Below are 25,720 nucleotides of genomic sequence, written 5' to 3'. Positions count from 1 at the left end.
CCGCCCGGTACTCAGCCCGCGGCGACCAGGACGACGGCTCCCGCGCAGAGGGCGAGGCCGAGCGCCTGGGTGCGGTGGACGTGCTCGCGCAGGACGGTGGCGGCGAGCATGACCGTGAACGCCGGGTACAGCGAGGTGATCACCGCGGCCACCGTGAGGTACCCCTGCTGGGTGGCCACCTGGAAGAGCCCGGTGGCGAGGGCGCCGAGCACCCCGCTGAGCAGGCCGCCGAGCGCGTACCGGTTGCGGGGGAGCCACGGCTGCCGGAGCGCGGTCGCGACCAGGATGATCGCCCCGCCCGCGACCAGCTGGTTCAGCGCGAGCGGGAGGAAGCCAGCCTCCTCGGGGATCTGGGCCAGCGCGGCGAACAGGGTCCCGAACCCGAGGCCGGCCAGCACGCCGTCGCCCAGCCCCGATCCCGAGCCCGTCGTCGGCCCCTCGACCGGCTCGCGCGAGACCAGCCAGATGGCGGGGAACGCGAGCAGCACGCCGAGCAGCACGAGCGAGCCGGGACGCTCGCCGGTGAGCAGGCCGACCACGACCGGCACCAGCACCGACCCGACCCCGGACACCGGCGCGACGACGCCCATCCGGCCCGAGGACAGGCCGCGGTAGAGGAACGCGGTGCCGAACCCGTTGGCGACGCCGGCGAGCACCGCCCACGCCAGGTCGGTCGAGTGCGGGGAGCCGCCGTCGAACAGGACCACGACCAGCACCAGCGCCGTGCCGCCGAGCTGGGCGAGCAGCGAGACCGCCCAGGCGCCACCCCGGCGGGAGAACAGGCCGCCGTTGAAGTCGCTGAGCCCGTAGGACAGCGCCGCGCCCAGCGAGAGCAGGATGCTCATGTCGCGACCACCCCGGCGACCCAGACGGCGGTCGCGGCGAGTGCGGCGGCGAGCTCGATGACGATGCTCAGGCCCACGGCCTTGAGCGAGTGCAGGGTCGACGGCCACGCCTGCTTCGAGCCGACCCGGGCCAGCTCGGCCAGGTAGATGCCGAGCGCGAAGCCGAGGAACAGGCCGACGACCGGGACCACGAAGAACCCGACGACGCCGAGCAGCACGCCGGCCCACTGGGTGGTGGCCGGGATCCCGGCGACCTGCAGCCGGCGGCCCGGTACGACGTACTTGACGACGGTCCCGGCGACCACGAGCGCGGTCGCGACGCCGGCGACGGCCCACGCGGTGGGCCCGCCGACCGCGATCGCCCAGCCGACGACGCCCGCGACCACGAGGATCGAGCCGGGCAGGATCGGCACCAGGATGCCGACCAGGCCGACGGCGATCACCAGGGCGGCGATCAGGTCCGTGGTGGTCACGCGGAGATCCTAGGGAGGCCGGAGACGCACGAGGGCCCCGGACTCGCGTCCGGGGCCCTCGTGAGCGACCTGGGCGTCAGCGCTCGTCGTCGGGAGCGATGGCGGGGGTCGTGGTGAGCTTGTGGGTCTCGTCGACGACGTTGGCGGCGATCTCACGGAGCTTGTCACCGTGCTCACGGGCGTGGTGGGCGCAGAAGAGCAGCTCACCGCCCGACTGGAGCTCCACGCGAAGGTAGGCCTGGGCTCCGCAGCGGTCGCAACGGTCCGCAGCGCTCAGCGCGGCGGAGTTGGAAGCAAGTGCAGTGGTCACATCGGCCTCATTTCTTCTTCTGCCTCGGTGTCTGGCTCAACGTACTGACCGGATCCAAGATTCCCGCTTCGACGTGGTACCCGACACGTCAATCCAATCACGTGTTCTCTTCCCGCTTCCGGGTTTTCCATGCTTCGGATGCCCGCGATGTGAAGAGGACGACAGTGCTGGACGGTGGTGCGGTTGCCGCTGCGCTGGTGGTGCTGGTGCTGCCGTGGGTGGTGCAGGTGGTGCGCGGGGAAGTGCTGCCCACGGTAGCCCCGGCCCCAGCGGGCGAGCCTTCATCGGCGTCCGGCGTGTCGCAGGTAGATTCGGAGCGGAGAAGCCCACGGATTTCGGCAGGAGCCCCACGATCGACAACACGTACAACGCCGCACATCTCCTCGTCCTCGAGGGACTGGAGGCGGTGCGCAAGCGTCCCGGGATGTACATCGGGTCGACCGACACGCGGGGCCTCATGCACTGCCTGTGGGAGATCATCGACAACGGCGTGGACGAGGCCCTCGCCGGCGCCGCCCACCGGGTGGAGGTCACGCTGCACCCCGACGGGTCGGCCGAGGTGCACGACGACGGCCGCGGCATCCCGACCGACAAGGAGCCGAAGACCGGCCTCCCGGGCGTCGAGGTGGTGGCGACCAAGCTGCACGCCGGCGGCAAGTTCGGTGGTGGCTCGTACGTCGCCACCGGCGGCCTGCACGGCGTCGGCCTGTCGGTCGTGAACGCGCTGTCCGCCCGCATGGACATCGACGTGCAGCGCTCGCCGTCCGAGCAGGGCCTCTCCTTCCGGCACGGCACGCCCGGGGTGTTCGTCGGCGAGGGTCCGGACGCGTCGTTCGAGCCGAAGTCGGGCCTCACCCGCAAGGGTGCCCGGGTCGCGAAGGGCCGGTCCGGGACCCGGATCCGGTTCTGGCCGGACCGCCGGATCTTCACCAAGGACGCGACGTTCGTCTACGACGAGCTGATCGGCCGGGCCCGGCAGACGTCGTTCATCGTGCCCGGCCTGGAGCTGGTGATCCGCGACCTGCGCGGTCCGGACCCGGTCGAGGAGAAGTTCCGCCACGACGGCGGCATCGCCGAGTTCGCCGACTTCCTCGCCCCCGACGAGCCGGTCACCGACATCCTGCGGCTGCAGGGCTCCGACACGTTCACCGAGACCGTGCCGCTGCTGGACGACAAGGGCCACATGACGCCCCAGGAGGTCGAGCGCGAGCTGCACGTGGACGTCGCCGTCCGCTGGGGCACCGGCTACGAGACCGTGCTGCGGTCCTTCGTGAACGTGATCGCGACGCCCAAGGGCGGCACCCACCTCAGCGGCTTCGAGCAGGCGGTCACCCGCACGTTCAACGACGCGATGAAGGCCACCAAGGTCCTCAAGGTCAACGACGACGACGTGATCAAGGACGACGTGCTCGAGGGCATGACCGCCGTCGTGACCGTCCGGCTCGCGGAGCCGCAGTTCGAGGGCCAGACCAAGGAGATCCTCGGGACGCCGGCCGCGCGCACCGTCGTACGCCGGGTCGTGTCCGCGGAGCTGAAGAAGTTCCTCACCTCCACCAAGCGGGCGGAGAAGGCCCAGGCGCGGCTGGTCATGGACAAGGTCGCGGCGGCCGCCAAGACCCGGCTCGCGGCGCGCCAGCACAAGGAGACCCAGCGCCGGAAGAACGCGCTGGAGTCCTCCGCGCTGCCCTCGAAGCTCGCCGACTGCCGCGCCGTGGACAACGACCGCACCGAGCTGTTCATCGTCGAGGGCGACTCGGCGCTGGGCACCGCCAAGCTGGCCCGCAACTCCGAGTTCCAGGCGCTGCTGCCGATCCGCGGCAAGATCCTCAACGTCCAGAAGGCCTCGGTCGGCGACATGCTCAAGAACGCCGAGTGCGCGTCGATCATCCAGGTCGTCGGCGCCGGTTCGGGCCGGACCTTCGAGCTCGAGGCGCGCCGCTACGGCCGGATCATCTTCATGGCCGACGCGGACTCCGACGGCGCCCACATCCGGTGCCTGCTCGCGACGCTGTTCTTCAAGTACATGCCGGACCTGATCGCCGCCGGCCGCGTCTACTCCGCGGTCCCGCCGCTGCACCGCGTCGAGATCTCCAGCCCGAAGAAGGGCCAGGACAAGTACGTCTACACGTACTCCGACGACGAGCTGCAGCGGAAGCTGGCCGAGCTGAAGAAGAAGAACGTGAAGTGGAAGGAGCCGGTCCAGCGCTACAAGGGCCTCGGCGAGATGGACGCCGACCAGCTGGCCGAGACCACCATGGACCCGCGGCACCGCACGCTGCGCCGGCTCACCATCGACGATGCCGAGGGCGCCGCGGGCGTCTTCGAGCTGCTGATGGGCTCCGACGTCGCGCCGCGCAAGGAGTTCCTGGTCCAGGGCGCGTACGAGGTCGACGTGGAGGCGCTGGACGCCTGATGTTCCGGCGCAAGTGGAGCCCGCTGCGCACTCTGGGGCCGCTGGTGGGTGGCGTCCTGCAGACGGTGGCACTCGGGCTGCCGCTGCTGGTGGCCGGGGTGGTCGAGGGTGGCTATGACCTGGCCCTCACGTGCGGCGCCGCCGGGCTGACGTGGATTGTCGCGTCGGTCAGCTTCCCGATGCCCTCGATGAGACGGTCCTGGGCATGGTGGCTGATGTCGTGGGCGGCGAGGAGGTCGAGGTCGTCGGCGACCGTGATGCCGGCGTCGGCGATGAGCCGGTGGCCTAGCCACCGCAGGCGAACGTGCTCAACGTCGACGACGCCCGGGGTGGTGGCGAGGATGATGCGGGCCTGGTCGGTCATCGCGGGGTCGACGGCGTCCATCAGTCGGCGGTAGATGTCGCGCGCCGCCCCGCGCAGGACCACGAGAATCGTGACGGTGATGAGCAGCCCGACCAGCGGATCAGCGAGCGGGTAGCCCGCCAGCACGCCGAGAGCGCCCAGCACGACGGCGAGAGAGGTGAACCCGTCCGTACGTGCGTGCAAACCGTCGGCGACCAGGGCCGCGGAGCCGATCTGGCGTCCTACCCGGATCCGGTAGGAGGCGACCAGCTCGTTGCCGGCGAAGCCGATCATCCCGGCGGCCATGAGCACCCAGGGGTGCGCCAGGTCCGCAGGATCCAGCAGCCGGCGGACCGACTCGACCCCGGCCACGATGGCGGAGATCGCGATCATGGCGACGATGAAGATCCCCGCCAGGTCCTCGGCGCGCCCGTAGCCGTAGGTGAACCGGGCGTTCGGACGGCGCCGCGCCAGTGCGAACGCCACCCACAGCGGGACTGCGGTCAACGCGTCGGAGAAGTTGTGGATCGTGTCGGCCAGCAGCGCGACCGAACCGGTCACCGCGACCAGCGTGGCTTGGCCGAGCGCCGTCAGCCCAAGGACGACCAGGCTGATCTTCACCGCGCGGATGCCCTGAGCGCTCGCCTCGAGCGCGTCGTCCACGGAGTCCGCGGTGTCGTGGCTGTGCGGGCGGACCAGCTCGCTCAACCAACCCTTCACTCCGCCCGGGTGCTGGTGCCCGGGCCCGGGCGCGTGGTGGTGTCCGTGGTGGTCGTGATCGTGGCTCATGCGGTCGCTCCGATCGAGTCCATCCAGGCGCGGCTGAACTGGCGCAGCGCGCCGACGTCGATTTCCTGGCAGGTCATCTGGTGGTTCGCGGTCACGGCAACGACCTCGGTACCCGAACCGCTCTCGCTCTGGTCTTCCGTGGCGCGGGCGCCGGCCAGCACGCCTCTGGGGTCGTCGGAGGTGACGAACTCGCGCAGTGCGGACACATCGCCTTCGGGGATGTTGTCGGCGTACAGGACGATGACGTACCCGTCGGCGAGCGAGTGCCCGAAGCTCGCGATCGGCAGCTCCTCGTCGGGCTCGTAGAACGCCTTGTCGGTGTGGCCTCCGCCGGCGGCCGGGAACGTCTCGGTGCGCTCCGCGATCGTGCACTGTGAGCCCTCGGGCAGCGCGACGTCGAGGTTCCCGTCACTCGGACCGACCTCGGTGAACCCCTGGTAGGCCAGCACCGGCGCTGCGATGGCAGCGACGTTGAACAGGACCACGAACGCGGCCGTGGAGAGGGCCGAGTCGTGCTTGCCGCTGAAGATCATCGACGACACGACGCCGGCGACGGCAAGGATGGCGACGATGGCGGTCAACTGGCCGATCTCGATGCCCACGTTGAACGCGATGAGCCGCCACACCATCCCGTCCTCGGGGACCCCGAGGGCCTGGAAGCGCGTCGAGAGTCCGAGTCCGTGCACCAGGCCGAAGCCGAACACGATGGCGGTGAAGAGGTCCCAGCCGAACGGCTTGCCCAGGATTCCGTACGCGCCGACGAACGCCACCGACAGCACGATGACGACGTCGACCAGCGTGGGGCTGACCTTCCAGCCGGCGAGCGTGGCGACGATCAGGGTGAGGCTGTGTCCCAGCACGAACGCGGTGATGGTCTTGGCCCCGCGGCGCGGGTCGGCGGCTAGCAGGACGACGCCCGCGACGAACAGCAGGTGGTCCCAGCCGAGCAGCATGTGCTCGATGCCGATGCCGACGAACCCGCCGACGCTCGAGGTGGCCGCGTCGCCGCCGATGCCGTGCGCCGAGGCGGGCAGTGCGGTCGCCACGACCCCAGCGGACGCCACCAGCACTGCGGAACCGCCGCGGCGAACAGCGGCAGACGTTTGGGACGGCATGAGTGTCTCCATCAGGGCCGGGACGTGCGGCGACCATCGTAAGACATATGAAAAGTCGTTCATATTCGGCGTAGGCTCGGCGCGTGGGACACCAGCGCAGCGGCAACCATGACGCAACAAGCGCGGGTGAGGGACTGGACGCCGACGCAGCGAAGACCGTCGCGTCAATCCTTCAAGGCCTCGCGACCCCGAGCCGGCTGCACCTGATCACCGCGCTCCACGGCCGGACCCTCACAGTCGGGGAGGTGGTCGAGGCCGTCGGTATGGAACAGTCAGCTGTCTCCCACCAGCTGCGAAACCTCCGCCACCTCGGTTTCGTCACCGCAGAACGCCAAGGCCGCAACATCGTCTACCGACTCTTCGACGACCACGTCATCGACATCATCGACCAGGCACTCTCGCACGCCGAACACCTCCGACTCGCAGCGCCTCGTGTCGGCGACGATGCCACCGAACCGTGACTCGATCTCGGCTGAATCGCCAGGTTCACAGAGCACGCCATGTCGTTCCACCTCGGCAACGCTGCGCCTGCCACGGCTCGATCCTGGGCGGCCGGTAACGGCCTCAGCGCCGAGAACGAGGCGTGGCCGTCGGTCAGGGCGTGCTCGAGGCACTCGCAGGTGTGGTCGTCTCGGCGGACGGCGTCGCGGTGGTGGTGGGCGTCGGTTCGGCCGTGTCCGAGGGCGTCGGGGTGGGGGAGGACCCTCCGGAGGACCCCTCGGAAGGCTGTGCCGAGGAGCTGTCGGACGGCGTGCCGACGGTCGCTGTGGGCGTGGGTGAGCCGGACGGATCGGCCGAGGGCGTCGCGCTGGTACCCGTGGTGGGGGAGGAGGACGGGTCGGTACTCGGCGATGTGCTCGGGCCGGCTCCGAGGCCCTGGTCCTCCTCGATGATCGCGAGCACCTGGCTCTCGTACTCGCTGAGCTGGGCCTGGATCTGGTCCAGCGGGACGTCCTCCAGGTGACCGGCGAACGCCATGATCTGCTGCCACAGCTCGTCGAGCCGGGTCATCGCCGCGTCGCTCAGCGGGCCGTCGAGGGTGACGAACAGCTGCACCGCCAGCGCGTAGGTGAGGCAGCCGACGCAGCCGCTGGTCACCGAGACCGAGACGTTCTGCGGGATCGCGACGTTGGTCTGTCCCGTCACCAGCACGACCTGGAAGGCGACGGCGACGGCCGCACAGCCGTCGCAGCTGGCCAGCGCATAAGCCTCGTTGGTGTTGTCGACGGTCCCGTCCCCGTCCTCCCAGACGAGGGCGAAGGCGACGTCGTAGGTCACGGTGTCGTCGGTGGTGTTCACCGCGAGCGCCTGGTTGTCGCCCTCTTCCGGGGCGAGGGGCTGGTCGATCGGGAAGACCCAGGGCTGCGGCTCGGTGGCGGTCGACCCGGTCGATCCGGTCGAGCCGTCGTCGGCGGCACCCGCCTGGTCCGCCGTCGCGGGTGCCTGCCCGGTGCCGTGCGGCACCAGCACCGCGGCCAGCATCGGATGGTCGCGGGTCGGGGCCTGCCGCCCGGGGGGCAGGTAGATGGCGGCGCGGCCCTGCGCACCGACCTCGGTCAGCGCGGCCGGGCGCGCCAGCGGGATCGCGTCGGTGAGGGTGCCGCCCTCGTACGCCTGCACCGGCCGGTACCGGTCCGGCGACGGCCACCACACCCACGCCAGGCCCGCGACCAGAGCCGCGGCGGTCACCAGGGCGACTCCGCGGCGTACCGGCCGGCCGTCCGTCCGGGTCCACACCGACCGGGCTCCACGACGGGCGAGCCTGCCGAGCGCCACGCCGATGGCGAGGGGTGGGAGCAGCACGATGAGGGCCGCCAGCCCGCGGGCCACGACGGCGATCAGGTCGCCGTGGTCGGCAGCGGCGGTCAGCTGGTCCCACTGGAGCCGGCTGCTGGCCAACGCGCTCCCGACGACCCGCGGGAACGTCGTCACGATCAGCAGCAGCGTGATGGCGAGGACGGGCACGACGGTCAGCACCCACACCGAGACCACCGCCCGCGCCCACGGCTTCAGGACGCGCGCCTCCCGGTCGCGCCAGTGCCACGGCAGCAGGCCCTTCAGGGTCGGCCCGATCCGCTGGAAGAGGTCCGGTACGCCGGTGAGGTCGGCCAGCACGTGGTAGCCGTCGAACCTCACCAGGGGCAGCAGCTGGTGCAGCATCTGCAGCACCTGGGTGGCGACCAGCAGGAGCAGCGCGTCGTAGTCGGTGGCCCACCAGGTGAGGGTCGTCGCGACCGCCACCAGGGCGTTGAAGTACAGCCCGCCGAGGTCGGTGCGCAGTCGGCCGCCCCGGCCGAGCCGGTAGGAGTCGGTGACGTCGGTGTAGAAGGCGGGCCAGATCAGGTAGAGACCGACGCCCATCGCTCCGGGAGTGGCGCCCCCTCGGCGCGCCGCGGCCGCATGGCCGAACTCGTGGAAGCCGGCCGAGAGGACGGTGATCGCGAGGACCGCCAGCAGCAGGCCCGGCCGGGCGAAGGCGTCGTGGGTCGCGCTCGCCAGGCCGCGCTCGAACAGCACCCACCAGGTGATCCAGGCGAAGACCGCGACGACCGCCAGCACCAGGACCGGGTTGAAGAGCCGGGCGAACGGCGCCGTCAGCCGCCGAGTCCGGTCGGGGTCGGAGACCACCGCCTTGAAGCGGAGCGCCAGGAGCGGGTTGCTGCGCCGGAGCTCGGGCTCGGCGCCGTCCGTCGTCGCCGCGAGCCCGAGCCGGCGCAGCTTGTCGGTGAGCTGCTCGACGTTCTCGGCGGAGACCTGCCGCCCGGTCGCCGTCGACAGGGCGTCCGCCAGCTCGGCAGGCGTGCGGTCGCCGTCCAGCTCCGAGAGCAGCAGGTAGAGCAGCGGCGTCAGCTGGACGACCTGGCCGTCCGCCCGGCGCGCGAGGGCCGGTGTCTCCCGGTAGCCCGAGCCGGGCATCTCGCCCATGAGCTGTACGCCGGCCGCCCGAGCGGGCGCCGGCGCCGCGGGAGAGCGGGCGGTGTGGCGCGCGGGCTCCTCCCGCTCTCCCGTCGTGGTCACGGCTGCGTGATGTCGGATGCCTGCTCGGAGGTGGCGGTCGCCGAGCCGTCGATCGTCTGGTTGATGATCGCGTCCTGCTGGGAGATCGACACGGCGTTGCTGTCGACCGAGCCGACGTTCGCGGCCACCGCGGCGTCGATCGGGGCAGCGACGTTGGCGTTGGCCGCCACGGCACCGTTGATCGGAGCCGCGATGTTGGCGTCGCCGTCGAGATTGACGTCGACGTTCAGCAGGTCGCCGTCCGCCGCGCTGCCGACCGCCGTGCCGAGGTCGCCGGCGGTGGAGCCGACGTCGCCGGCCGCCGTGCCCAGGTCGCCGGCGGTCGTGCCGACCGCGGTCGGGTCGACCGGGTCCGTGCCGACCGCGTCCGTACCGGCTGCCGCGGCCGCGGCGTCCGGAGCGGCGCCCTGCTCCAGGGTGCTGTCCTGGGCCGCGTTCGCGGTGGCATCGGCGTTGACCGCCTGGTTGACGAGCGCGCCCTGGTCCGAGAGCGCCTGGGCGGTCGAGCCCTCGGAAAGCACGTTGGCGCCGACGGCCGCGTCGATGGGAGCGGCGACGTTCGCGTTCGCGGCGACACCCAGGTCGATCGGCGCGGCGGCGTCGATGGCGAGGTCGAGGTCGGCGTTGAGGTCGAGGATCGACACGACCTCCTTGTCGGGCAGCGCGACGCCGTCCTCTGCTGCGAGCTCGGCGTCCGAAAGTCCGGCGGTAACTTCGGGGTTGTCCATGGTGAATGCACCTCGGTCACGATGAGACGACAGTGCGATCGCCGTACCCGGCGTCGAGTCCGGTGAAACAGACTCCCGGAGGTGCCGGCCGGGTTACGGTGAGCCATGGCCATCGGGATCCTCGGGTTGCTCGTCGGCATGGTCCTCGCCGTCGTCGGGCTGACCATCCTCTACTTCGTGATCCGGTACGCCGTCCGCGACGGCGTGATCGACGCTCACTACAAGCTCGACTCCGACCGCGTCCGCGCGGAGCTCCGGATCGGCCCGGAGCGGAGCCCGAACTCGCGCGGCTGACCACCGCCGCGCCTCGGTGTCGACTGCTCGCCGTCGGCGTCGGGTTGCGACCGGCAAGGACGAACGAAGTGGTCACCGCCCAGAGATCCGTGCCCGGTGGTCGAGCTCGTCGAGACCCCGTACGACGTCGCGGTGGTTGAGGTGCGAAGGCGCCCCGGCGCCTGAGCCTCGAAACCACCCCCGCCGGGGTTGATGCCCGCCACGCACCGTCCGCCCGTGTTGCGACCGACGAAGACGAACGATGTGGTCACCGCGGTCTGGGGTTGCGGTGGCCGGTTGCGGCCGCCTCCCGGCTCACGGTCCGTCCGGGTCGACCGTTGTGGTCACCGCCGGCGAAGAGACCTTGCGCAGCGCTGACCAAGATTTTACCTTCCGAATTTCGGGAAGAGGCCCAGAACCCTGTGGATACCGGGGTTCTGGGGGTCTGAGTGTCGGTGGCGGGTGCTTGAGTGGAGTCGTGATCGAGATCGACAGCACTCACCAGCCGCTCGTGGTCGAGGACCTCGACGCGGACTGGCTGCTGGCGCTGTGCGAGGACACCGCGACCGAGTCCCGGCGGCTGGAACGCAAACGGCTACGGCTGGCGCTGCACTGGGCCCGGATGCACCCCGCCGACCCCGACGACGCCGCGAAGGGACACGTGGAGACCGTCGGCGGGCCCGGCACCCCCGCGGTGGAGGAGTGGTCCACCGAGTCCCTGGCCGCAGCCCTGGGGATCACCACGCACGCGGGCCTGCAGCTGGTCTCCGACGCCCTCGACCTGGCCTACCGACTCCCGCGCCTATGGGCGCGGGTCGAGGCGCTCGAGGTCCCCGGCTGGCGGGCCCGCCGCATCGCGCAGGCCACCTGCGGGCTCAGCGCCGCCGACGCCGCCGCCGTGGACGCGCTGCTGGCGCCGAAGGCGGATCGGTGCGGGGTCCGGGCCATCGACCAGGCCATCGCCGAGGCCACCGGAGTCGTGGAGCAGACCGAGCAGGAGACCCTCGACCGCACGAAGTGGGACGTGGAGCTCCTCCACGGCCCGATGGTCGGCCCCGGACGGTGGGCCGGGACCTCGACCATGGTCATCACCGGCGACACCTTGGACCTGACCGGGTTCTACGACCTGATCAACACCGAAGCCACCCGGATCGAGACCGACGACCCGATCGGGGTCCGCCGCGCCATGGCCGTGGGCAACCTGGCCCGCCGGATGGGCGGCGACCAGCCCCCGCGGGTCCGGCTGTACGTGCACGCCGACCTGGCCGACCTGCTCGACGACACCATCGGCACCGGGTCCGTGGAACGCCTCGGACCCCTCACGATGGCCCGGATCAAGGACTGGGCCAGCCGATCCCAGGTCACCGTCCTCCCCGTCCTGCGCATGGCTCGTGACGACGCGGTCGACCAGCACGACCCACCCGCCTGGATGCGGGAGCTGGTGATCCTCCGCGACCGACACTGCGTGCACCCCCACTGCCAGACCCACGCCCGCGCCTGCGACCTCGACCACACCATCCCCTGGCCACTCGGCCCCACCACCCCCACCAACCTCGCACCGCTGTGCCGGCGCCACCACCGCGCCAAAACCCGACGACGATGGCACTACCAACGCGAACCCGACGGCTCCTACACCTGGACCGGACCCCACCAACGCCGATACCGCGTCGACCAGAACGGCACGACCCCGCTGCCGCCCGCGTGAGAGCCCTCAGCCCCGCGCTGCGGCTGCGGCGGGAACGTAGCAACCCAGTCTCGCGGCGCGCACGGCGGCGAGCGTCCTCGACGGAGCGTCCAGCTTGACGAGGACGTGCTCCACATGCGCGGCGACCGTGCGCAGGGTCACCGCGAGCGCCCGGGCGATCTCCTTGTTGGCACGCCCGTCGATCAAGAAGCCCAGGATCTCGAGCTCGCGCGCAGTGAGCCCGTGCACGTCGCCGGAAGGGGACAGCAGCACCATCCCCAGGGACACAGGGGGCACATCGTTCGGCCCCGCCAGGACCGTGACGCGGACATGGCCGTCCGGGGCGTGCCGATCGCCGCGTGGCCACAGGAAGGACGTGAAGACCTGGCCGGCCCGGAGGGCGTGGCCGGCGGCGTCCAGGAGAGCGGTTCCTCGGCCGAGCAGAGCGTCCTCAGCGAGGCCGGGAAGCGGGGCGGTGCCGCCGTCCTGGCACAGGACCACGCCGGCCGTCGCTCCCTGAACGACGGACGCGGCGACAGCCAGCGAGCGCATCGGGTCGATGCCACGGGCGATGATCGGGGCCAGCTCGCTCAGGCTGCGCCGCATCTCCGCCGTCGGACGCCGCCCACTGGCCGAGAGCAAAGCCAGGTGACCCACGTGCCGCCCCCCTGGTGCGAAGAGTCCTACGCCGAGAGCCTCGCGGTAGCCGGCGGGAAGGAGGCACTCGGCCCACGTCGGGATCTCCTCGAGTGGGACCGGAAGGTCCGAAGGACTCATCGGGGCTCGTTCGCGGTTCGCTCCGCTGATCTCGAGGTCGCGCGCCGCCTTCGGCCCGCCGAGGTAGTCGGTCGTGCTCCGGTCCAGGGACCTGGCGGCCACGGAGGCGTAGCCGGTGCCGAACGGTTCGGCCATCGCCAGCCAGGAGCCGTCGAAGGGAACGTGTCGTTGCAGCTCCTCGACCAAGGCCTGGGCGCGTTCGGGGATCGGTCCGGGATCGGCTGCGATCTCGGCAAGGCGGAGAGCCACATCCGTGGACATCACATCTCACCGACCGCCGGTGCGTCGTTCACGGCTCTCCGACCAGGCCTGGTGGAAGGCGTATCCCGCCACTCACGGCGCGCACTGCGGCGACCGTGAGATCGGCTGTTCCTAGAGCGGTCAGGCTTCGAGCGAGCGAGTCGAACACGGTCGGAGTCGGGACACCGAGCGCTGCCGCGAGCGCGGAGACATCGCTGACGCCCTCCACCAGGTGACCCAGCACCCGGAGGTCCAGAGTGGTGAGACCACGCACGTCGCCCGGTGGGCACAGGAGCACTGCAGCGGAGAGATGGTCGAGCACCTGGCAGCTGAAGTCGAGCGCGACCACCCGCACGAGCTGCTCGGCTTGGGTGTCCGGCGTGCGTGCGAGGAACGAGATGTACGGGCCGCTCTGGGCCAGCTCCTCCGCAGCGACGGCGAGAACGCGTGAGCCGGGCGACAGCAAGCGGGCGTCGTCGAGACCTGGGAGCGGCAGCACGTCGCCACCCCGGGTGAGCACCACGCCGGCGCTCGCGCTGTGCAACATCCGGGCGGTCTCGGCGATGTCCTTGGTGCGGTCCAGGTTGGTGGCGATCGCCGTGGTGACCGCCGCGGCGAGCCGACGGTCAGCGTCGTTCGGCCGCGATGCATCCCCGGAAAGCAGACGCAGGGAGCCGATGAGCCGCCCCTCAGGGGTGAACAGCCCAGCCGCCAGGCCCTGCTGGAAACCGGCCGGGATCAGGTGGTCGGCCCACGAACGCAGCTCGGGAAGTGGGATCGGGCTCTCGCTGGCGAGCATCGGCGGCCGGCGCCGGTTGAGGCCCAGTCGGTCCACCTCCTCGTCTGCCTCCGGACGAGCGAAGTAATCCTGCAACGGGGCGGCGGAACCCGTGGTGGCGACCGGAACGTGCCGGCTCCGTTCGGGGTCGCGCACGGCGAGCCAGCCGACGTCGAACGACAAGACCCGCCCGAGCTGCTCGAGGATCGCAGCGCCGCGCTCCTCGATGTTCAGGGAGGAAGCGGCAAGACGCGCCAGCTCCTGCCGAAACTCCGCCGGCTTCGGTCCCAGCTCGCTCATGGCAACGGTCGCCGCGGGGCCATGCTCTCGTCCATGGGTGCAGCCACCTCTCTCGAGAGATCACGACGACGTCCGGTACCTCTCGACGCCTGACTTCCAACCTATCCGTACCACGACCACGAGGCTGAGCGGGTCAGAGCACGTAGCGGCTGCTGGGCCAGATGTCGGTGAGCGGGATGTCGGGGAACCGCTCGGCGACGGCGGCGTACACGCCTCGGTAGTGCTCGGCGATGGTCCGCACGGTGTCCTCGGGGAGCTCGGAGGTCTTCGGCGAGAAGTGCACCCGCTGGTCGAAGTCGGGCTCCACGTAGTCGACGCCGGCCATCGCGCAGAGCCGGCGGGTCTCGGCCTCGGTGAAGAGCCGTTCGTAGAAGCCGTAGTAGACGTCATCCGGCCCGAAGACCGCGTCGAGCTTGCGGATGGTCTCGTCGAACGCGGTGCGGGCGGCGTACGCCGGACGCGTGTAGTTCGCGGCGACGTACTCGGTGATCTCCTCGGCGCGGGCGGCCTCGTGGCGCTTGTAGAGGCGCGCGTGCATGCGGGCCTGGGACCAGATCCGCTCGACCGGGTCGCGCATCAGGAAGACCGGCAGCGTCCGGACGCCCCGCCGGGCGAAGCCGTCGCGGACGGCCTCGAACCGCTCGACGGGCAGCATGCCGTACGACGGGGTCATGTCGGCGGCGACCCGGGTGTCCGGGGTCCGGTGCAGCAGCCCGGTGAAGTAGTCGAAGTAGAACTGCTGGTCCAAGAACATGCTCAGCCGGTGCGCCGAGGTCGCGGCCAGGCGGTTCCCGGGCTCCGGGTCGCCCGTGATCTGCTCAGCCGCGCGGGCCAGGAGGCGCTTGCGGGCCTGCTCCTCCGACGGCAGGTCGAGCGAGTCCAGGACGTGGTACTCCTTGCGGTACCCGTGCGCGAACTGCGGCGACCGCGCCAGGTACTGGTAGAGCCACGTGGTCCCGCCCTTCTGGCACCCGGCGCCGAGCAGGAACGTCTTCGTCACCCGCCGGAGGCTACCGGCTCCGGTCAGACCCGCTGGTCCAGGAGCCCCGTGTCGACGTCGTAGATGAAGCCGCCCACCTCGACGGTCTCCGGGATGAGCGGGTGCGAGCGCACCTTCTGCACGTCCTCGCGGAGGGCGGCGTCCTGGTCGTCGACCACGTGGAAGGGCTGCCAGGAGGCGTCCACGCCGGCGGAGGCGGTCACCCGCTCGCGCAGCTCCGCCTCGCTGTTGCTGGCGACCGCGCAGCGCGTGTGCGGGACGACGAGGATGCGCTCCACGTTGAGCAGGTGCGCGCCCAGCACCAGGGCCTCCAGGGCCTCCGGCGTGACCCGCCCGCCCGGGTTGCGGAAGATCTTCGCGTCGCCGGCCTTGAGGCCGAGCATCCGCAGCGGGTCGATGCGGGAGTCCATGCAGGTGACGATGGCGACGCCGGCGTGGGCGACGCCGTCGAAGCCGGACAGGTCGAAGTCGGCCGCGAACTCGCGGTTGGCGGCCACCAGGTCGTCGAAGCTCACGGTTCGCGACGTTAGCCCACGCTCATCCGCCGGAGCGCAGCAGGTCGCCCGTCGAGACGGCGCGGGTGGCGGCCGAGCGGAACAGCAGCAGCGCGAGGACGCCGGCAGCCACGGCGCAGACCGCGGCGCCGGTGAAGACCGTGTGCTCCTGCGCGATCCCGGCGACCTTCAGCAGGTCCGTGAACTCCGAGCACCGGCTCCTCCCGTCGCACACCTCGCGCGCGGTGGGGAGGTCCGCCTGCTCGGCGTAGTAGCGCCGCAGCCCGATCGTGGTGAGCGCCGAGATGCCGACCAGCATCCCGACCATGCGGGACACCACCACGAACGCGCTGGCCAGGCCGTGCACGTCGGCGTCGGTGCTGGCCAGCACCGCGGCGTTCACCGGCGCCAGCGCCAGCCCGAACCCGAGACCGCCGAGCAGCAGCGGGACCGTCGCCACGGGGTGGTCGAGGCTCTCGAGGTCCCAGGTCGCCATCCACAGGAAGGCGGCCGCGGCGCAGGCCATCCCCGCCGCGGTCACGACGCCGGCCGGCAGGGCGCGGGTCAGGTAGCCGCCGGCCACCGCGCCCACCGGCAGCGCGACGAGCAGCCGCACCAGCACGAGGGCGGCCATCAGCTGCGAGTCGGGGTAGACCGTGGTCCGGGCGAACAGCGGGATGTCGATGAGCGCCGCGATCAGCGCCGCCCCGACGAAGAAGCTGACGAGCATGGCCCCCCAGGCCGGGGTACGCCGGAGCGCGCCGGCCGGCACCAGCGGCGCCGCCGAGCGGCGCAGGTGCAGCGCGAACAGGAGGGCGGCCAGCGCGGCGCCGGCGAGGTACCAGAGGCCCCGGTCGGAGAACACCTGCACCTTCGGGTCCGCGGTCGCGAAGGCCAGGATCACCCCGGCGAGCGCCAGGGCGAGGAGCAGCGCGCCGACCAGGTCGGCCTCGCGGAGCGTCCGGGCCCAGGCGGGCAGGTCCAGCAGCGGCCGGCGGGCCGTGCAGCAGCGGACGACCAGCAGCGCGAACGCCCCGATCGCGGCCAGCCCGACCGGGGTGAGCCAGCGCCCCGCGCCGGCAACGGGGACGAACAGCTGCCCCCAGGTCACGTCGCGCATCAGGGCGGCCGGCTCGGTGAGCACCAGGACCCCGGCCACCAGCGTGAGCACGGCGAGGGCGAGGCCGACCCAGTCGAAGCCACGCCCTGCCTTCCGTTCCGGGGTCTCGACAGGCTCGACCAACGACCGGATGGCGGCGGCGAGCACCAGGCCGACCGCCAGGTTGACGGCGAAGATCGCCCGCCAGTCGGCCACCGCCAGGACGAGAGCGCCGAACAGCGGGCCGAGCACGCTGCCGAGCTCCTGCACCGCGGAGACCACACCGAGCGGGACGCCCCGCCGCTCCGCCGGGTAGAGGTCGGCGACCAGCGCGAGCGTCGCGGGCACCAGTCCGCCCCCGCCGACCCCCTGGAGGAAGCGGCCGGTGACCATCGACGGCAGGTCGTAGGCCAGCGCGGTCACCAGCGACCCGAGCGCGAACACGAGCAGCGCGGCGACCAGCACCGGCACCCGGCCGCGCAGGTCGGCGATCCGGCCGATCAGCGGCAGCATCGCGACGTACCCGAGCAGGAACCCGGAGACGATCGGTGCCGCCCGCTGGAGCTGGTCGATGGGGATGCCGGTGCTCGCCATCATGTCCGGGAGCGCCAGGACGACGACGTAGGTGTCCGCCGCCGCGAACGCCACGGCGACTGCGGCGAGCGCGAGCAGCCACCGGGGCGATGCGGTCATGGTGCCGAGATGTCCTTCTCGGTGCCGTAGTCCTCGAAGGTGACCGTGTAGGTCATCGGGTCGGAGTCCTGGTAGAAGACCCCGGTCAGGTCGGCCTCGCGGAGCTCGCCGGCGTCGGTGATCTGGTAGGTGACGTCGAAGTCGCCGGACGCGGTCGGGATGATGTGCGACACGACGTCGCCGGACACCTGGCCGGAGTACTCGGTGAGCACCTCGCTGTTGTCCTTGCCGCCGCGGACGCTGTCGCCCATCGTCGCGCCCGTCGTCTCCGCGAGCAGCGAGGAGAACCCGTGGTCGGGGCTCATCAGCTGCGCCGGGTCGGGCGCGCCGTACTCGGCGGGGTCGATGTCCTGCCAGCCCGGCGTGAGCGGCACCTGCGCGTACACCTTGCCGCCCACCGCGACCACCGGCACCTGGAACGCCTGGCCGGACAGGGTCACGGTGATCGTGCCGTCGAACGCCGGCGCGTGGGTGGCCACGCCCTCGGCGTCCTCGACCCCGGTGACGCCGGCCGGCAGGTCGTCGGTGTGCAGCGTGAGGTGCACGCCGCTGGTGTCGTCGAGCGCCTGCTTGGCCGCGGCCAGCGCCTCGTCGGGCGGCTTGCCGGAGCCGGAGTCGCTGCACGCGGTCGCGGTCAGGAGCAGGACGCCGGCGGCAGCCGCCAGCCGGAGGGGAGCGGGCACGGCGTCAGCCTTCCACACGGACCCGCAGCGCCACCGGGCCGGCGACGGCCGCGATGGGCTGGCTGCCGGGCACCCCGGAGCCGTCGCGCCGGCCGGTGGCCGGCGGCAGCTCGACCGGTGCCCCGCTGGACGCCGAGGCGCGGGCGGGCGCCGTACCGGCCCAGGCGAGGATCAGCGCGTCCTCGCCCTTGAGGAACCGGTGACAGCGGACGCCGCCGGTCGCCCGGCCCTTGGCGGGGTACTCGGAGAACGGCGTCACCTTGACCGCGCCCGGCTCCGTGCCGGGCAGCGCGGTGGACGAGCCGGACGCCGTGACGACCACCGAGCCCTCCGGCGCGTCGGGGTCGATCACGCCGAACCACACGACCCGCTCGCCGGACGCGACCCGGACCCCGGCGATGCCGCCGCCCGAGCGGCCCTGGGGTCGGACGGCGTCCGCGCCGAAGTGCAGCAGCTGCGCGTCGGAGGTGATGAAGCACAGCGTCTCGCGGCCGGTGCCGAGCTCGACCGCGCCGACCACCTCGTCGCCGTCCGCGAGCCGGATCACCTCCCACTCGTCCTTGCCGAGGACCTCGGGGTTGACCCGCTTGACCGTGCCCTGGCGGGTGCCGAGGGCGATGCCGGGGCCGTCGGTCGCGAGCGTGCACAGGGCGAGCAGCCGCTCGCCGGTCTCCAGCGGCAGGATCTCGCTGACGGGGAGCCCGCCTGCCAGGTGGGGATCGTTCGCGGTGTCGGGCAGCTGGGGCAGCTCCAGGACGCCGATCTTCACCAGCCGCCCGGTGCTGGTCAGGCCGCCGACCTCGCCGCGGGCCGTGGCGCGCACCGCGGACACGATCACGTCGTGGTTGGCGCGGCCGCCGCCCTGGCCGGGCTGCTCGGCGTTCGCCGTGCGGGCCAGCAGGCCGGTCGACGAGAGGTAGACGAAGCACGGGTCGTCGGCCACCTCGAGCGGGACCGCCGCCGCGGAGACGGCGGTGCCGGCCGACTCGAGCAGCACGGTGCGGCGCGGGGTGCCGTACGTCTTGGCGACCTCCGCGAGCTCGTCGCCGACGACCTTCCAGCGCAGCTTGTCGTCGTTGATGATCGCGTCGAGGTCCTCGATGGTGCGCTGCAGCTCGTCCTGCTCCTTCTCCAGCTCGATCCGGGAGAACTTCGTGAGCCGGCGCAGCGGCATGTCGAGGATGTAGTCGGCCTGGATCTCGGTGAGGTCGAAGACCGACATCAGCCGCTCCTTCGCGGCGGCCGCGTTGTCGCTGGAGCGGATCAGCTGGATGACCTCGTCGATGTCCAGGATCGCGATCAGGAGGCCCTCGACCAGGTGCAGCCGGTCGGCGGCCTTCTTGCGGCGGAACACCGAGCGGCGCCGGACGACCTCGAAGCGGTGGTCGAGGAAGACCTGCAGCATCTCCTTGAGCGCGAGCGTCCGGGGCTGGCCCTCGACCAGGGCGACCGCGTTGATGCCGAACGAGTCCTCCATCGGCGTCAGCTTGTAGAGCTGCTCGAGCAGGGCCTCGGGGACGAAGCCGTTCTTGACCTCGATGACCAGCCGCAGCCCGTTCTCGCGGTCGGTGAGGTCCTTGATGTCGGAGATGCCCTGGAGCTTCTTGCCCTGGACGAGGGTCTTGATCCGCTCGATGACCTTCTCGGTGCCGACGCCGTACGGCAGCTCGGTCACCACGATGCCCTTGCGGCGGTTCGTGACGTTCTCGACCCGGGCGGTGGCGCGCATCCGGAAGGTCCCGCGGCCGGTCTCGTACGCGTCGCGGATGCCCTCGAGGCCGACGATCTTGCCGCCGGTGGGCAGGTCGGGGCCGGGGATGAAGCGCATCAGGTCGTCGACGCCGGCGTTCGGGTGGGTGATCAGGTGCCGCAGCGCCTGGACGACCTCGACCAGGTTGTGCGGGGCGCAGTTGGTGGCCATGCCGACCGCGATGCCGGTCGTCCCGTTGACGACCAGGTTCGGGATCGCCGCCGGCAGCACGCCCGGCTCGAGCTCGCGGCTGTCGTAGTTGGGCCGGAAGTCGACGGTGTCCTCGTCGATCGAGGCGGTCATCGCCACCGCGGGCGGCGCCATCCGGCACTCGGTGTACCGCATCGCCGCCGGAGAGTCGTCAGGACTGCCGAAGTTCCCGTGGCCGTCGATCATCGGCAGCCGCATCGACCACGGCTGGGCCATCCGGACCAGCGCGTCGTAGATCGCGCCGTCGCCGTGGGGGTGCAGCCGGCCCATGACCTCGCCGACGACGCGGGCGCTCTTGACTTGGCCGCGGTCGGGCCGCAGGCCCATGTCGTTCATCGTGTAGAGGATCCGGCGCTGCACCGGCTTCAGCCCGTCCCTCGCGTCGGGGAGGGCCCGGGAGTAGATGACGGAGTAGGCGTACTCGAGGAACGACGACTCCATCTCCTGCTTGATGTCGGTGTCGAGGATGTGCTCCTCGAAGTCGTCGGGGAGGTCCTGCTTCGTCGTACGCCGTGCCATGTCGTGATCCTCTCAACCACCGCCGACGGAAACGCCGCGGCCACGCCGTTGTCACCCCGGCAGGCTAGATTTCACCGCGTGACCGCGACCGACGCACCCCGCCACTGGGAAGCCGACGTCCTGCTGCGCGACGGCCGGACCGCGCACATCCGGCCGATCCGGCCCGACGACCGCGAGACGTTCGTCGACTTCTACAGCCGGGTCTCGGACCAGTCGAAGTACTTCCGGTTCTTCTCGCCGATGCCGCGGCTGTCCGAGCGCGACCTGGACCGGTTCATCAACGTCGACCACCACGACCGGGTCGCGTTCGTGATGACGCTCCAGGGCCGGATCATCGCGGTGGGGCGGTACGACGTGGTCCGGCCGGGGGAGGCGGAGGTCGCCTTCCTCGTGGAGGACCAGCACCAGGGGCGGGGGATCGGGCAGCTGCTCCTCGAGCACCTGGCGCAGGCGGGCCGCGAGCGGGGCGTCGAGCGGTTCATCGCGGAGGTGCTGCCCGACAACAGCCGGATGATCCAGACCTTCCGCGACGCCGGCTACCGGGTGGTCAGCGAGTACGACGAGGGCGTGCTCCAGCTGGAGTTCCCCATCGACCCCACCGACACCGCGATCGGCGTGATGATGGGCCGCGAGCACCGGGCCGAGTCCGCCTCGATCGAGAAGTTCTTCAAGCCGCGCTCGGTCGCGGTGATCGGCGCCAGCCGGCGCCAGGAGACGATCGGCCAGGCGCTCGTGCGCAACCTGGTGACCGGCGACTTCACCGGCCGCGTCTACGCCGTCAACCCCAGCGCGAGCGCGGTCAGCGGGCTCCCGACGTACAAGACCGTGGCCGACATCCCCGACGACGTCGACGTCGCGATCGTCGCCGTGCCGGCCGAGTCCGTGCAGGACGTCGTCCTCGACTGCGCCGCCAAGGGCGTGCACGGCCTGGTCGTGATCTCGTCCGGCTTCGCCGAGACCGGCGAGGAGGGCCGGGTGCGGCAGCGCAAGCTGGTCGGGCTCTCGCGTTCCTACGGCCTGCGGCTGATCGGGCCGAACGCGCTCGGCATCATCAACACCGACGCCAACGTCTCGCTGAACGCCTCGTTGTCGCCGCTGATGCCGCCCCGCGGCCGGGCCGGGTTCTTCTGCCAGTCCGGCGCGCTCGGCACCGCGATCCTGGAGAAGGTCTACAACCGCGGCCTGGGCCTCTCGACGTTCGTCAGCGCGGGCAACCGGGCCGACGTGTCCGGCAACGACCTGCTCCAGTACTGGGAGGAGGACGACTCCACCGAGGTCGTGCTGCTCTACCTGGAGTCGATCGGCAACCCGCGCAAGTTCTCCCGCATCGCCCGGCGGGTGTCGCTGCGCAAGCCGATCATCGCCGTCCGCTCGGGCCGCACCACGCAGGGCGTGCCGATGGGCCACGCGGTCCGCAAGATCGCCGCGCCGCCCGCGGCCGTCGACGCGATGTTCCGGCAGGCCGGGGTGATCCAGGTGGACACGCTGGAGGAGATGTTCGACGTCGCGCAGCTGCTCGCGCACCAGCCGCTGCCGCGGGGCCGGCGGGTCGCGATCGTCGGCAACTCCGACGCGCTCGGCCTGCTGGCCGCGGACGCCGCCGCCGCGATCGGGCTGGTCGTGAACAAGTCCACCGCGCTGGGCGCCGAGGCCAGCGCCGAGGACTTCGAGGACGCACTGGACGCCGCGATCGACGACCCCGAGGTCGACTCGGTCGTCGCGGTCTACGTGCCGCCGATCAACGTGTCCGGCGAGGACGTCGCGAACGTGCTGGCCGCCGTCGGCGAGCAGTCCGACAAGCCGCTGGTGTCGTCGTTCCTGGGGTCCGAGGGCGTGCCCGAGCTGCTCCGCGTGCCGGACGTCGCCGGGTCGACCGCGGGCCGCGGCTCGGTGCCGTCGTACCCCGGCGTGGAGGCGGCGGTGCGGGCGCTGGCCCGGGTCGTCGACTACGCGGTGTGGCTGCGGACGCCGGACGGCGCCCCGGCCGACGCGGCCGAGGTGGACGCGCTCGCCGCGAAGCGGCTGGTCAACGAGCTGCTGTCGAAGCACCCCGAGGGCGTCGAGCTGGACGCGGACGCGCTGACCGAGCTGCTCGCGGCGTACGGCATCGAGCTGTGGCAGACCCGGCCGGTCGCCACCCGCGAGGAGGCGGAGGCCGCCGGCGCGGCGCTCGGCTGGGACGTCGTGCTCAAGGCGACCGCCGAGCACCTGCGCGAGCGGCCGGACCTCGCCCACGTGTGGCGCAACATCGACAACGTCGAGGAGATGCGCGACGCCTGGGACTCGCTGACCGCCCTGATCACCCAGCCCGAGCGGGCCGGCTTCGTCGTGCAGAAGAACGCCCGCCCCGGCGTCCCGGTGGCGATCCGGAGCATCGAGGACCCCCTGTTCGGCCCGGTCGTGTCGTTCGGCATCGCGGGTCCGCTGACCGAGCTCCTCGCGGACAAGGCGTACCGGATCCCGCCGCTGGGGGAGCGGGACGCCGCGGCGATGGTGCGCGAGATCAAGTCCGCGCCGATGCTGTTCGGCTACCGCGGCAGCGAGGTCGTGGACGTCGCCGAGGTGGAGCGGCTGATCCAGCGGGTCGCCCAGCTGCAGAACGACCTCCCGCAGATCAGCTCGCTGGAGCTGTCGCTGGTGCTGGCGGGGGCGGAGGGCGCCACGGTGCTCACCGCCGCGGCCCGCGTGGACCCCGTCAGCGACCCGCGATCGGACTGGTTCGTGCGCCGGTTGCCGACCCCCGTGGGCGATACGCTCCCCAGCTGAGGCAGCCCCTAGGATTCCGGCATGGTCATCAGCGACGCCCACAAGCTGCTCTTCGTGCACGTGCAGAAGACGGGTGGATCGACCATCGACAACCGCCTCGACGAGGTGCTCGAGGACGCGCGACACGTCCCCGGCATCGACCGGCACGCAACGCTCGGCCAGATCCTGCAGGCCGAGCCCGACCTCGCGGCGTACTGGACCGTCGGCTTCGTGCGGAACCCGTGGGCCCGGATGCTGTCCTGGTTCCGGATGGTGGAGCGGTTCAAGGAGCGCGCGGAGAAGGGCCGCCGGGGAGCGGACGCCTTCATGAAGAAGAACCAGTTCATCAAGGGCGTCGCGGAGTCCTGCCCCGACTTCGAGACCTTCGTGATGAAGGGTCCCGACCAGTGGACCCGGCTGCGCACCCCCCAGGTGCGGTACCTCACCAGCAAGACCCGCCGGGCCGACTTCATCGGCCGCCAGGAGACCCTCGAGGCCGACCTGCGCGCGATCTTCGCGCGCCTCGAGCTGCCCTGGGAGCCGCTGCAGAGCGTCAACGTCGACAAGCGCCGCCCGGACTACCACGAGATGTACACCGACCCGATGCGGCGGCGGATCGAGGAGCTGTTCGCCAAGGACATCGCGGCGTTCGACTACTCGTTCTGAGCCGCCCCTCCCTGCGTGACAGACTGACCGCCATGCGGAGCAGCAGGACCCCGGAGCTCAGGGACGCCATCGACCGGACCGGGTACTACCCGGACGTGGTCGCGGCCGGCGTCGACGCCGCGGTGGCCGGGGAAGAGGTCGTCTCGTTCTTCGTCCACCACGAGCCCACGTTCGACCGCGACGAGGTGCGCCGGCACCTGTCCGTCGTGGTGCTGACCCCCAGCCGGCTGATCCTGGCGCACACCGACGAGCACGAGGGCGACGACCTGCTGCCCGAGCCGTACACGTCCACCTCGACCGAGGCGATCCGGCTGTCGTCGGTGAAGTCCGTGGTCGTGACCCGCATGATCGCCAACCCCGCATCCGGCCCGAGCCGCCCCGCGGAGGCCGTGATGACGATCGGCTGGGGCGGCGTGAGCCGCGTGGACCTCGAGCCCGCGGGCTGCTCGGACCCGGACTGCGACGCCGACCACGGCTACACGGGCGTGCTGGCCTCCGACGACTTCTCGCTGCGGGTCTCGGCCGCGGCCGACGGCGTCGAGGCGGTCGACCGGCTGCTCGCGTTCGCCGAGTCGCTGTCCGCGCGGACCCAGTGATCCCCCGGTGACCGCGTTCGTCGAGCCGGCGTACGGACGGCGCTCGCTCGGGGACGTGGTCCCCGCGGTGGGTGCCGCCCTCGGCTTCCTGGAGCCCGGCGGGCTGGTGCTGCCCGAGGGATCGTCGTACGTCGTGTTCCTGGTCGACGGCCTTGGGGCTCGGCTCCTGGAGCGGTACGCCCACGCCGCGCCGTTCCTGGCCGCGCAGCTCTCGGCGTCGGAGCCGGCCACCGCTGGGGTGCCGTCGACGACCGCGACCAGCCTGACCTCGTTCGGCACCGGGCTGACGCCGGGGGCGCACGGGCTGGTCGGCTTCACGTCGCGGGTGCCGGGCACCGACAAGCTGCTCAACGCGCTGATGTGGGACAAGGAGGTCGACCCGGTCGAGTGGCAGCCGCACCCGACGGCGTTCACGCGGCTGCGCGAGCTGGGCGCGACGGTGACCGTGGTCAACAAGCGGGAGTTCGCGCGGTCCGGCCTCACCGTCGCGGCGCACCGCGGTGCCGAGTACGTCGGCGCCGACAAGGTCGGCGAGCGGATCGCGGCCGCGGTCGCGGTCTCCGCGGAGCGCGGGTCGCTGACCTACCTCTACGACGGCGACCTGGACTGGACGGGACACCGGTACGGCGTGGCCTCGCGGCAGTGGCTCCAGCAGCTCGCAATGGTCGACGCCGAGGCCGAGCAGCTGCGCGAGGCGCTCCCGTCGTCGGTCCGGCTGGTGATCGTGGCCGACCACGGCATGGTGGACTCGTCGGCGGGGAGCCGGGTCGACGTCGACGAGCACCCCGACCTGCGCGCCGGCGTGGCCCTGCTCGGCGGCGAGGCGCGGTTCCGCCACCTGTACTGCCACCGCGGCGCGGTCCCCGACGTCGTGGCCGCCTGGACCACGGTGCTCGGCGACCGGGCGGACGTGCTCACCCGGGACCAGGCGGTGGGGCGCGGCTGGTTCGGGCCGGTGGAGCCCGGGGTGCTGCCGCGGCTCGGCGACGTGGTCGTCGCGTGCCACGGGGACACCGCGATCCTGTCGACCACCGACTTCCCCTACGAGGCCACGCTGGTGGGCCTGCACGGGTCGCTCACCCCGGACGAGATGCTGATCCCGCTGCTCGTCGTCTAGATGTGATGCCCACCCAGGTTGTCCAACCGGGTGATGGGTGGCAGGCCACCGAGGGCTGAGTG

Annotated in this window: 22 protein-coding genes; 8 read left to right on the top strand and 14 right to left on the bottom strand. The window is 71.8% G+C overall.

What is annotated here, in order from left to right; genetic code table 11:
• Positions 1 to 11: 11 nt before the first annotated feature.
• The 3 genes from ABD086_RS16625 to ABD086_RS16615 all read right to left on the bottom strand — a co-directional run bounded on the left by ABD086_RS16625 (position 12) and on the right by ABD086_RS16615 (position 1,628).
• Positions 12 to 845: an EamA family transporter gene (locus ABD086_RS16625; RefSeq protein ID WP_343908701.1), complete on the bottom strand. Its 834-nt coding sequence runs from the start codon at positions 843 to 845 to the stop codon at positions 12 to 14.
• A complete protein-coding gene (locus tag ABD086_RS16620; RefSeq protein WP_343908700.1) occupies positions 842 to 1,318 on the bottom strand; it encodes a DUF456 domain-containing protein in 477 nt (158 codons plus the stop codon). Before ABD086_RS16620 ends, ABD086_RS16625 begins: the two co-directional genes overlap by 4 nt.
• A 76-nt stretch (positions 1,319 to 1,394) precedes the next feature.
• Complete coding sequence (locus ABD086_RS16615) at positions 1,395 to 1,628, bottom strand: DUF7455 domain-containing protein (RefSeq protein WP_343908699.1); 234 nt, start codon at positions 1,626 to 1,628, stop codon at positions 1,395 to 1,397.
• Positions 1,629 to 2,052: 424 nt separating this feature from the next.
• Here ABD086_RS16615 and ABD086_RS16610 point away from each other — a divergent pair, with 424 nt between their 5' ends.
• Entirely contained in the window at positions 2,053 to 4,041 is a 1,989-nt protein-coding gene (locus tag ABD086_RS16610; RefSeq protein ID WP_343908698.1) for a DNA gyrase/topoisomerase IV subunit B, read from the top strand.
• 112 nt (positions 4,042 to 4,153) lie between these two features.
• Here the strand turns inward: ABD086_RS16610 and ABD086_RS16605 are convergent, their stop codons facing one another.
• Entirely contained in the window at positions 4,154 to 5,173 is a 1,020-nt protein-coding gene (locus ABD086_RS16605) for a cation diffusion facilitator family transporter (protein ID WP_343908697.1), read from the bottom strand.
• On the bottom strand, positions 5,170 to 6,219 hold the full coding sequence (locus ABD086_RS16600; RefSeq protein ID WP_343908696.1) for a HupE/UreJ family protein: 1,050 nt from the start codon (positions 6,217 to 6,219) through the stop codon (positions 5,170 to 5,172). The genes ABD086_RS16605 and ABD086_RS16600 overlap by 4 nt, the downstream gene beginning before the upstream one ends.
• Before the next feature lie 152 nt (positions 6,220 to 6,371).
• On the opposite strand from ABD086_RS16600, the gene ABD086_RS16595 reads away from it, so the two are divergent.
• Complete coding sequence (locus ABD086_RS16595; protein ID WP_343908695.1) at positions 6,372 to 6,749, top strand: ArsR/SmtB family transcription factor; 378 nt, start codon at positions 6,372 to 6,374, stop codon at positions 6,747 to 6,749.
• Between the two features lie 133 nt (positions 6,750 to 6,882).
• On the opposite strand, the gene ABD086_RS16590 is transcribed toward ABD086_RS16595, so the two are convergent.
• Together ABD086_RS16590 and ABD086_RS16585 are read right to left on the bottom strand one after the other, a co-directional pair.
• Entirely contained in the window at positions 6,883 to 9,306 is a 2,424-nt protein-coding gene (locus tag ABD086_RS16590) for a hypothetical protein (RefSeq protein ID WP_343908694.1), read from the bottom strand.
• A complete protein-coding gene (locus ABD086_RS16585; RefSeq protein ID WP_343908693.1) occupies positions 9,303 to 10,034 on the bottom strand; it encodes a hypothetical protein in 732 nt (243 codons plus the stop codon). Before ABD086_RS16585 ends, ABD086_RS16590 begins: the two co-directional genes overlap by 4 nt.
• A 105-nt stretch (positions 10,035 to 10,139) precedes the next feature.
• Here ABD086_RS16585 and ABD086_RS16580 point away from each other — a divergent pair, with 105 nt between their 5' ends.
• The gene (locus tag ABD086_RS16580; protein ID WP_343908692.1) at positions 10,140 to 10,328 is read left to right on the top strand and encodes a DUF6019 family protein; all 189 of its coding nucleotides are present in this window, start codon (positions 10,140 to 10,142) and stop codon (positions 10,326 to 10,328) included.
• A 457-nt stretch (positions 10,329 to 10,785) separates the two neighbouring features.
• Positions 10,786 to 12,012 (top strand): HNH endonuclease signature motif containing protein, encoded by a 1,227-nt coding sequence (locus tag ABD086_RS16575; protein ID WP_343908691.1) that lies wholly within the window; start codon positions 10,786 to 10,788, stop codon positions 12,010 to 12,012.
• 6 nt (positions 12,013 to 12,018) lie between these two features.
• Here the strand turns inward: ABD086_RS16575 and ABD086_RS16570 are convergent, their stop codons facing one another.
• The 7 genes from ABD086_RS16570 to ABD086_RS16540 form a co-directional block, all read right to left on the bottom strand.
• Positions 12,019 to 13,029, bottom strand: a complete 1,011-nt coding sequence (locus ABD086_RS16570; protein ID WP_343908690.1) for a helix-turn-helix transcriptional regulator — start codon at positions 13,027 to 13,029, stop codon at positions 12,019 to 12,021.
• 28 nt (positions 13,030 to 13,057) lie between these two features.
• Positions 13,058 to 14,086: a hypothetical protein gene (locus ABD086_RS16565; RefSeq protein WP_343908689.1), complete on the bottom strand. Its 1,029-nt coding sequence runs from the start codon at positions 14,084 to 14,086 to the stop codon at positions 13,058 to 13,060.
• Positions 14,087 to 14,219: 133 nt separating this feature from the next.
• A complete protein-coding gene (locus ABD086_RS16560) occupies positions 14,220 to 15,086 on the bottom strand; it encodes a sulfotransferase (RefSeq protein ID WP_343908688.1) in 867 nt (288 codons plus the stop codon).
• A 23-nt stretch (positions 15,087 to 15,109) separates the two neighbouring features.
• Complete coding sequence (locus ABD086_RS16555) at positions 15,110 to 15,601, bottom strand: beta-class carbonic anhydrase (protein ID WP_343908687.1); 492 nt, start codon at positions 15,599 to 15,601, stop codon at positions 15,110 to 15,112.
• Positions 15,602 to 15,623: 22 nt separating this feature from the next.
• A complete protein-coding gene (locus tag ABD086_RS16550; protein ID WP_343908686.1) occupies positions 15,624 to 17,372 on the bottom strand; it encodes an MFS transporter in 1,749 nt (582 codons plus the stop codon).
• Positions 17,369 to 18,055 carry an LppX_LprAFG lipoprotein gene (locus tag ABD086_RS16545; protein WP_343908685.1) on the bottom strand — a complete coding sequence of 229 codons (687 nt, stop codon included), beginning with the start codon at positions 18,053 to 18,055 and terminating at the stop codon, positions 17,369 to 17,371. The genes ABD086_RS16550 and ABD086_RS16545 overlap by 4 nt, the downstream gene beginning before the upstream one ends.
• A 4-nt stretch (positions 18,056 to 18,059) precedes the next feature.
• Entirely contained in the window at positions 18,060 to 20,534 is a 2,475-nt protein-coding gene (locus tag ABD086_RS16540; protein ID WP_343908684.1) for a DNA gyrase/topoisomerase IV subunit A, read from the bottom strand.
• A 78-nt stretch (positions 20,535 to 20,612) separates the two neighbouring features.
• On the opposite strand from ABD086_RS16540, the gene ABD086_RS16535 reads away from it, so the two are divergent.
• Genes ABD086_RS16535 through ABD086_RS16520 form a run of 4 tightly spaced genes read left to right on the top strand, consistent with a single transcriptional unit; the run spans position 20,613 to position 25,658 of the window.
• Entirely contained in the window at positions 20,613 to 23,300 is a 2,688-nt protein-coding gene (locus tag ABD086_RS16535) for a bifunctional acetate--CoA ligase family protein/GNAT family N-acetyltransferase (RefSeq protein ID WP_343908683.1), read from the top strand.
• A gap of 21 nt (positions 23,301 to 23,321) precedes the next feature.
• Complete coding sequence (locus tag ABD086_RS16530; RefSeq protein ID WP_343908682.1) at positions 23,322 to 23,945, top strand: sulfotransferase family 2 domain-containing protein; 624 nt, start codon at positions 23,322 to 23,324, stop codon at positions 23,943 to 23,945.
• Between the two features lie 32 nt (positions 23,946 to 23,977).
• Positions 23,978 to 24,541, top strand: a complete 564-nt coding sequence (locus ABD086_RS16525; protein ID WP_343908681.1) for a DUF5998 family protein — start codon at positions 23,978 to 23,980, stop codon at positions 24,539 to 24,541.
• A gap of 7 nt (positions 24,542 to 24,548) precedes the next feature.
• A complete protein-coding gene (locus ABD086_RS16520; protein WP_343908680.1) occupies positions 24,549 to 25,658 on the top strand; it encodes an alkaline phosphatase family protein in 1,110 nt (369 codons plus the stop codon).
• The last annotated feature ends 62 nt before the right edge of the window (positions 25,659 to 25,720 follow it).

Source organism: Nocardioides aquiterrae (assembly GCF_039526625.1).
GTDB lineage: Bacteria > Actinomycetota > Actinomycetes > Propionibacteriales > Nocardioidaceae > Nocardioides > Nocardioides aquiterrae.
Note: the sequence above shows the minus strand (reverse complement) of the source record. Positions and strands in the feature narration are given on the sequence as shown.

Bases quoted from the DNA above. Each gene is read 5' to 3' on its own strand.
- ABD086_RS16550 (WP_343908686.1), bottom strand. From the start codon at position 17,372: ATGACCGCATCGCCCCGGTGGCTGCTCGCGCTCGCCGCAGTCGCCGTG.
- ABD086_RS16525 (WP_343908681.1), top strand. From the start codon at position 23,978: ATGCGGAGCAGCAGGACCCCGGAGCTCAGGGACGCCATCGACCGGACC.
- ABD086_RS16530 (WP_343908682.1), top strand. From the start codon at position 23,322: ATGGTCATCAGCGACGCCCACAAGCTGCTCTTCGTGCACGTGCAGAAG.
- ABD086_RS16625 (WP_343908701.1), bottom strand. From the start codon at position 845: ATGAGCATCCTGCTCTCGCTGGGCGCGGCGCTGTCCTACGGGCTCAGC.
- ABD086_RS16605 (WP_343908697.1), bottom strand. From the start codon at position 5,173: ATGAGCCACGATCACGACCACCACGGACACCACCACGCGCCCGGGCCC.
- ABD086_RS16610 (WP_343908698.1), top strand. From the start codon at position 2,053: ATGTACATCGGGTCGACCGACACGCGGGGCCTCATGCACTGCCTGTGG.
- ABD086_RS16585 (WP_343908693.1), bottom strand. From the start codon at position 10,034: ATGGACAACCCCGAAGTTACCGCCGGACTTTCGGACGCCGAGCTCGCA.
- ABD086_RS16540 (WP_343908684.1), bottom strand. From the start codon at position 20,534: ATGGCACGGCGTACGACGAAGCAGGACCTCCCCGACGACTTCGAGGAG.
- ABD086_RS16570 (WP_343908690.1), bottom strand. From the start codon at position 13,029: ATGTCCACGGATGTGGCTCTCCGCCTTGCCGAGATCGCAGCCGATCCC.
- ABD086_RS16580 (WP_343908692.1), top strand. From the start codon at position 10,140: ATGGCCATCGGGATCCTCGGGTTGCTCGTCGGCATGGTCCTCGCCGTC.
- ABD086_RS16565 (WP_343908689.1), bottom strand. From the start codon at position 14,086: ATGAGCGAGCTGGGACCGAAGCCGGCGGAGTTTCGGCAGGAGCTGGCG.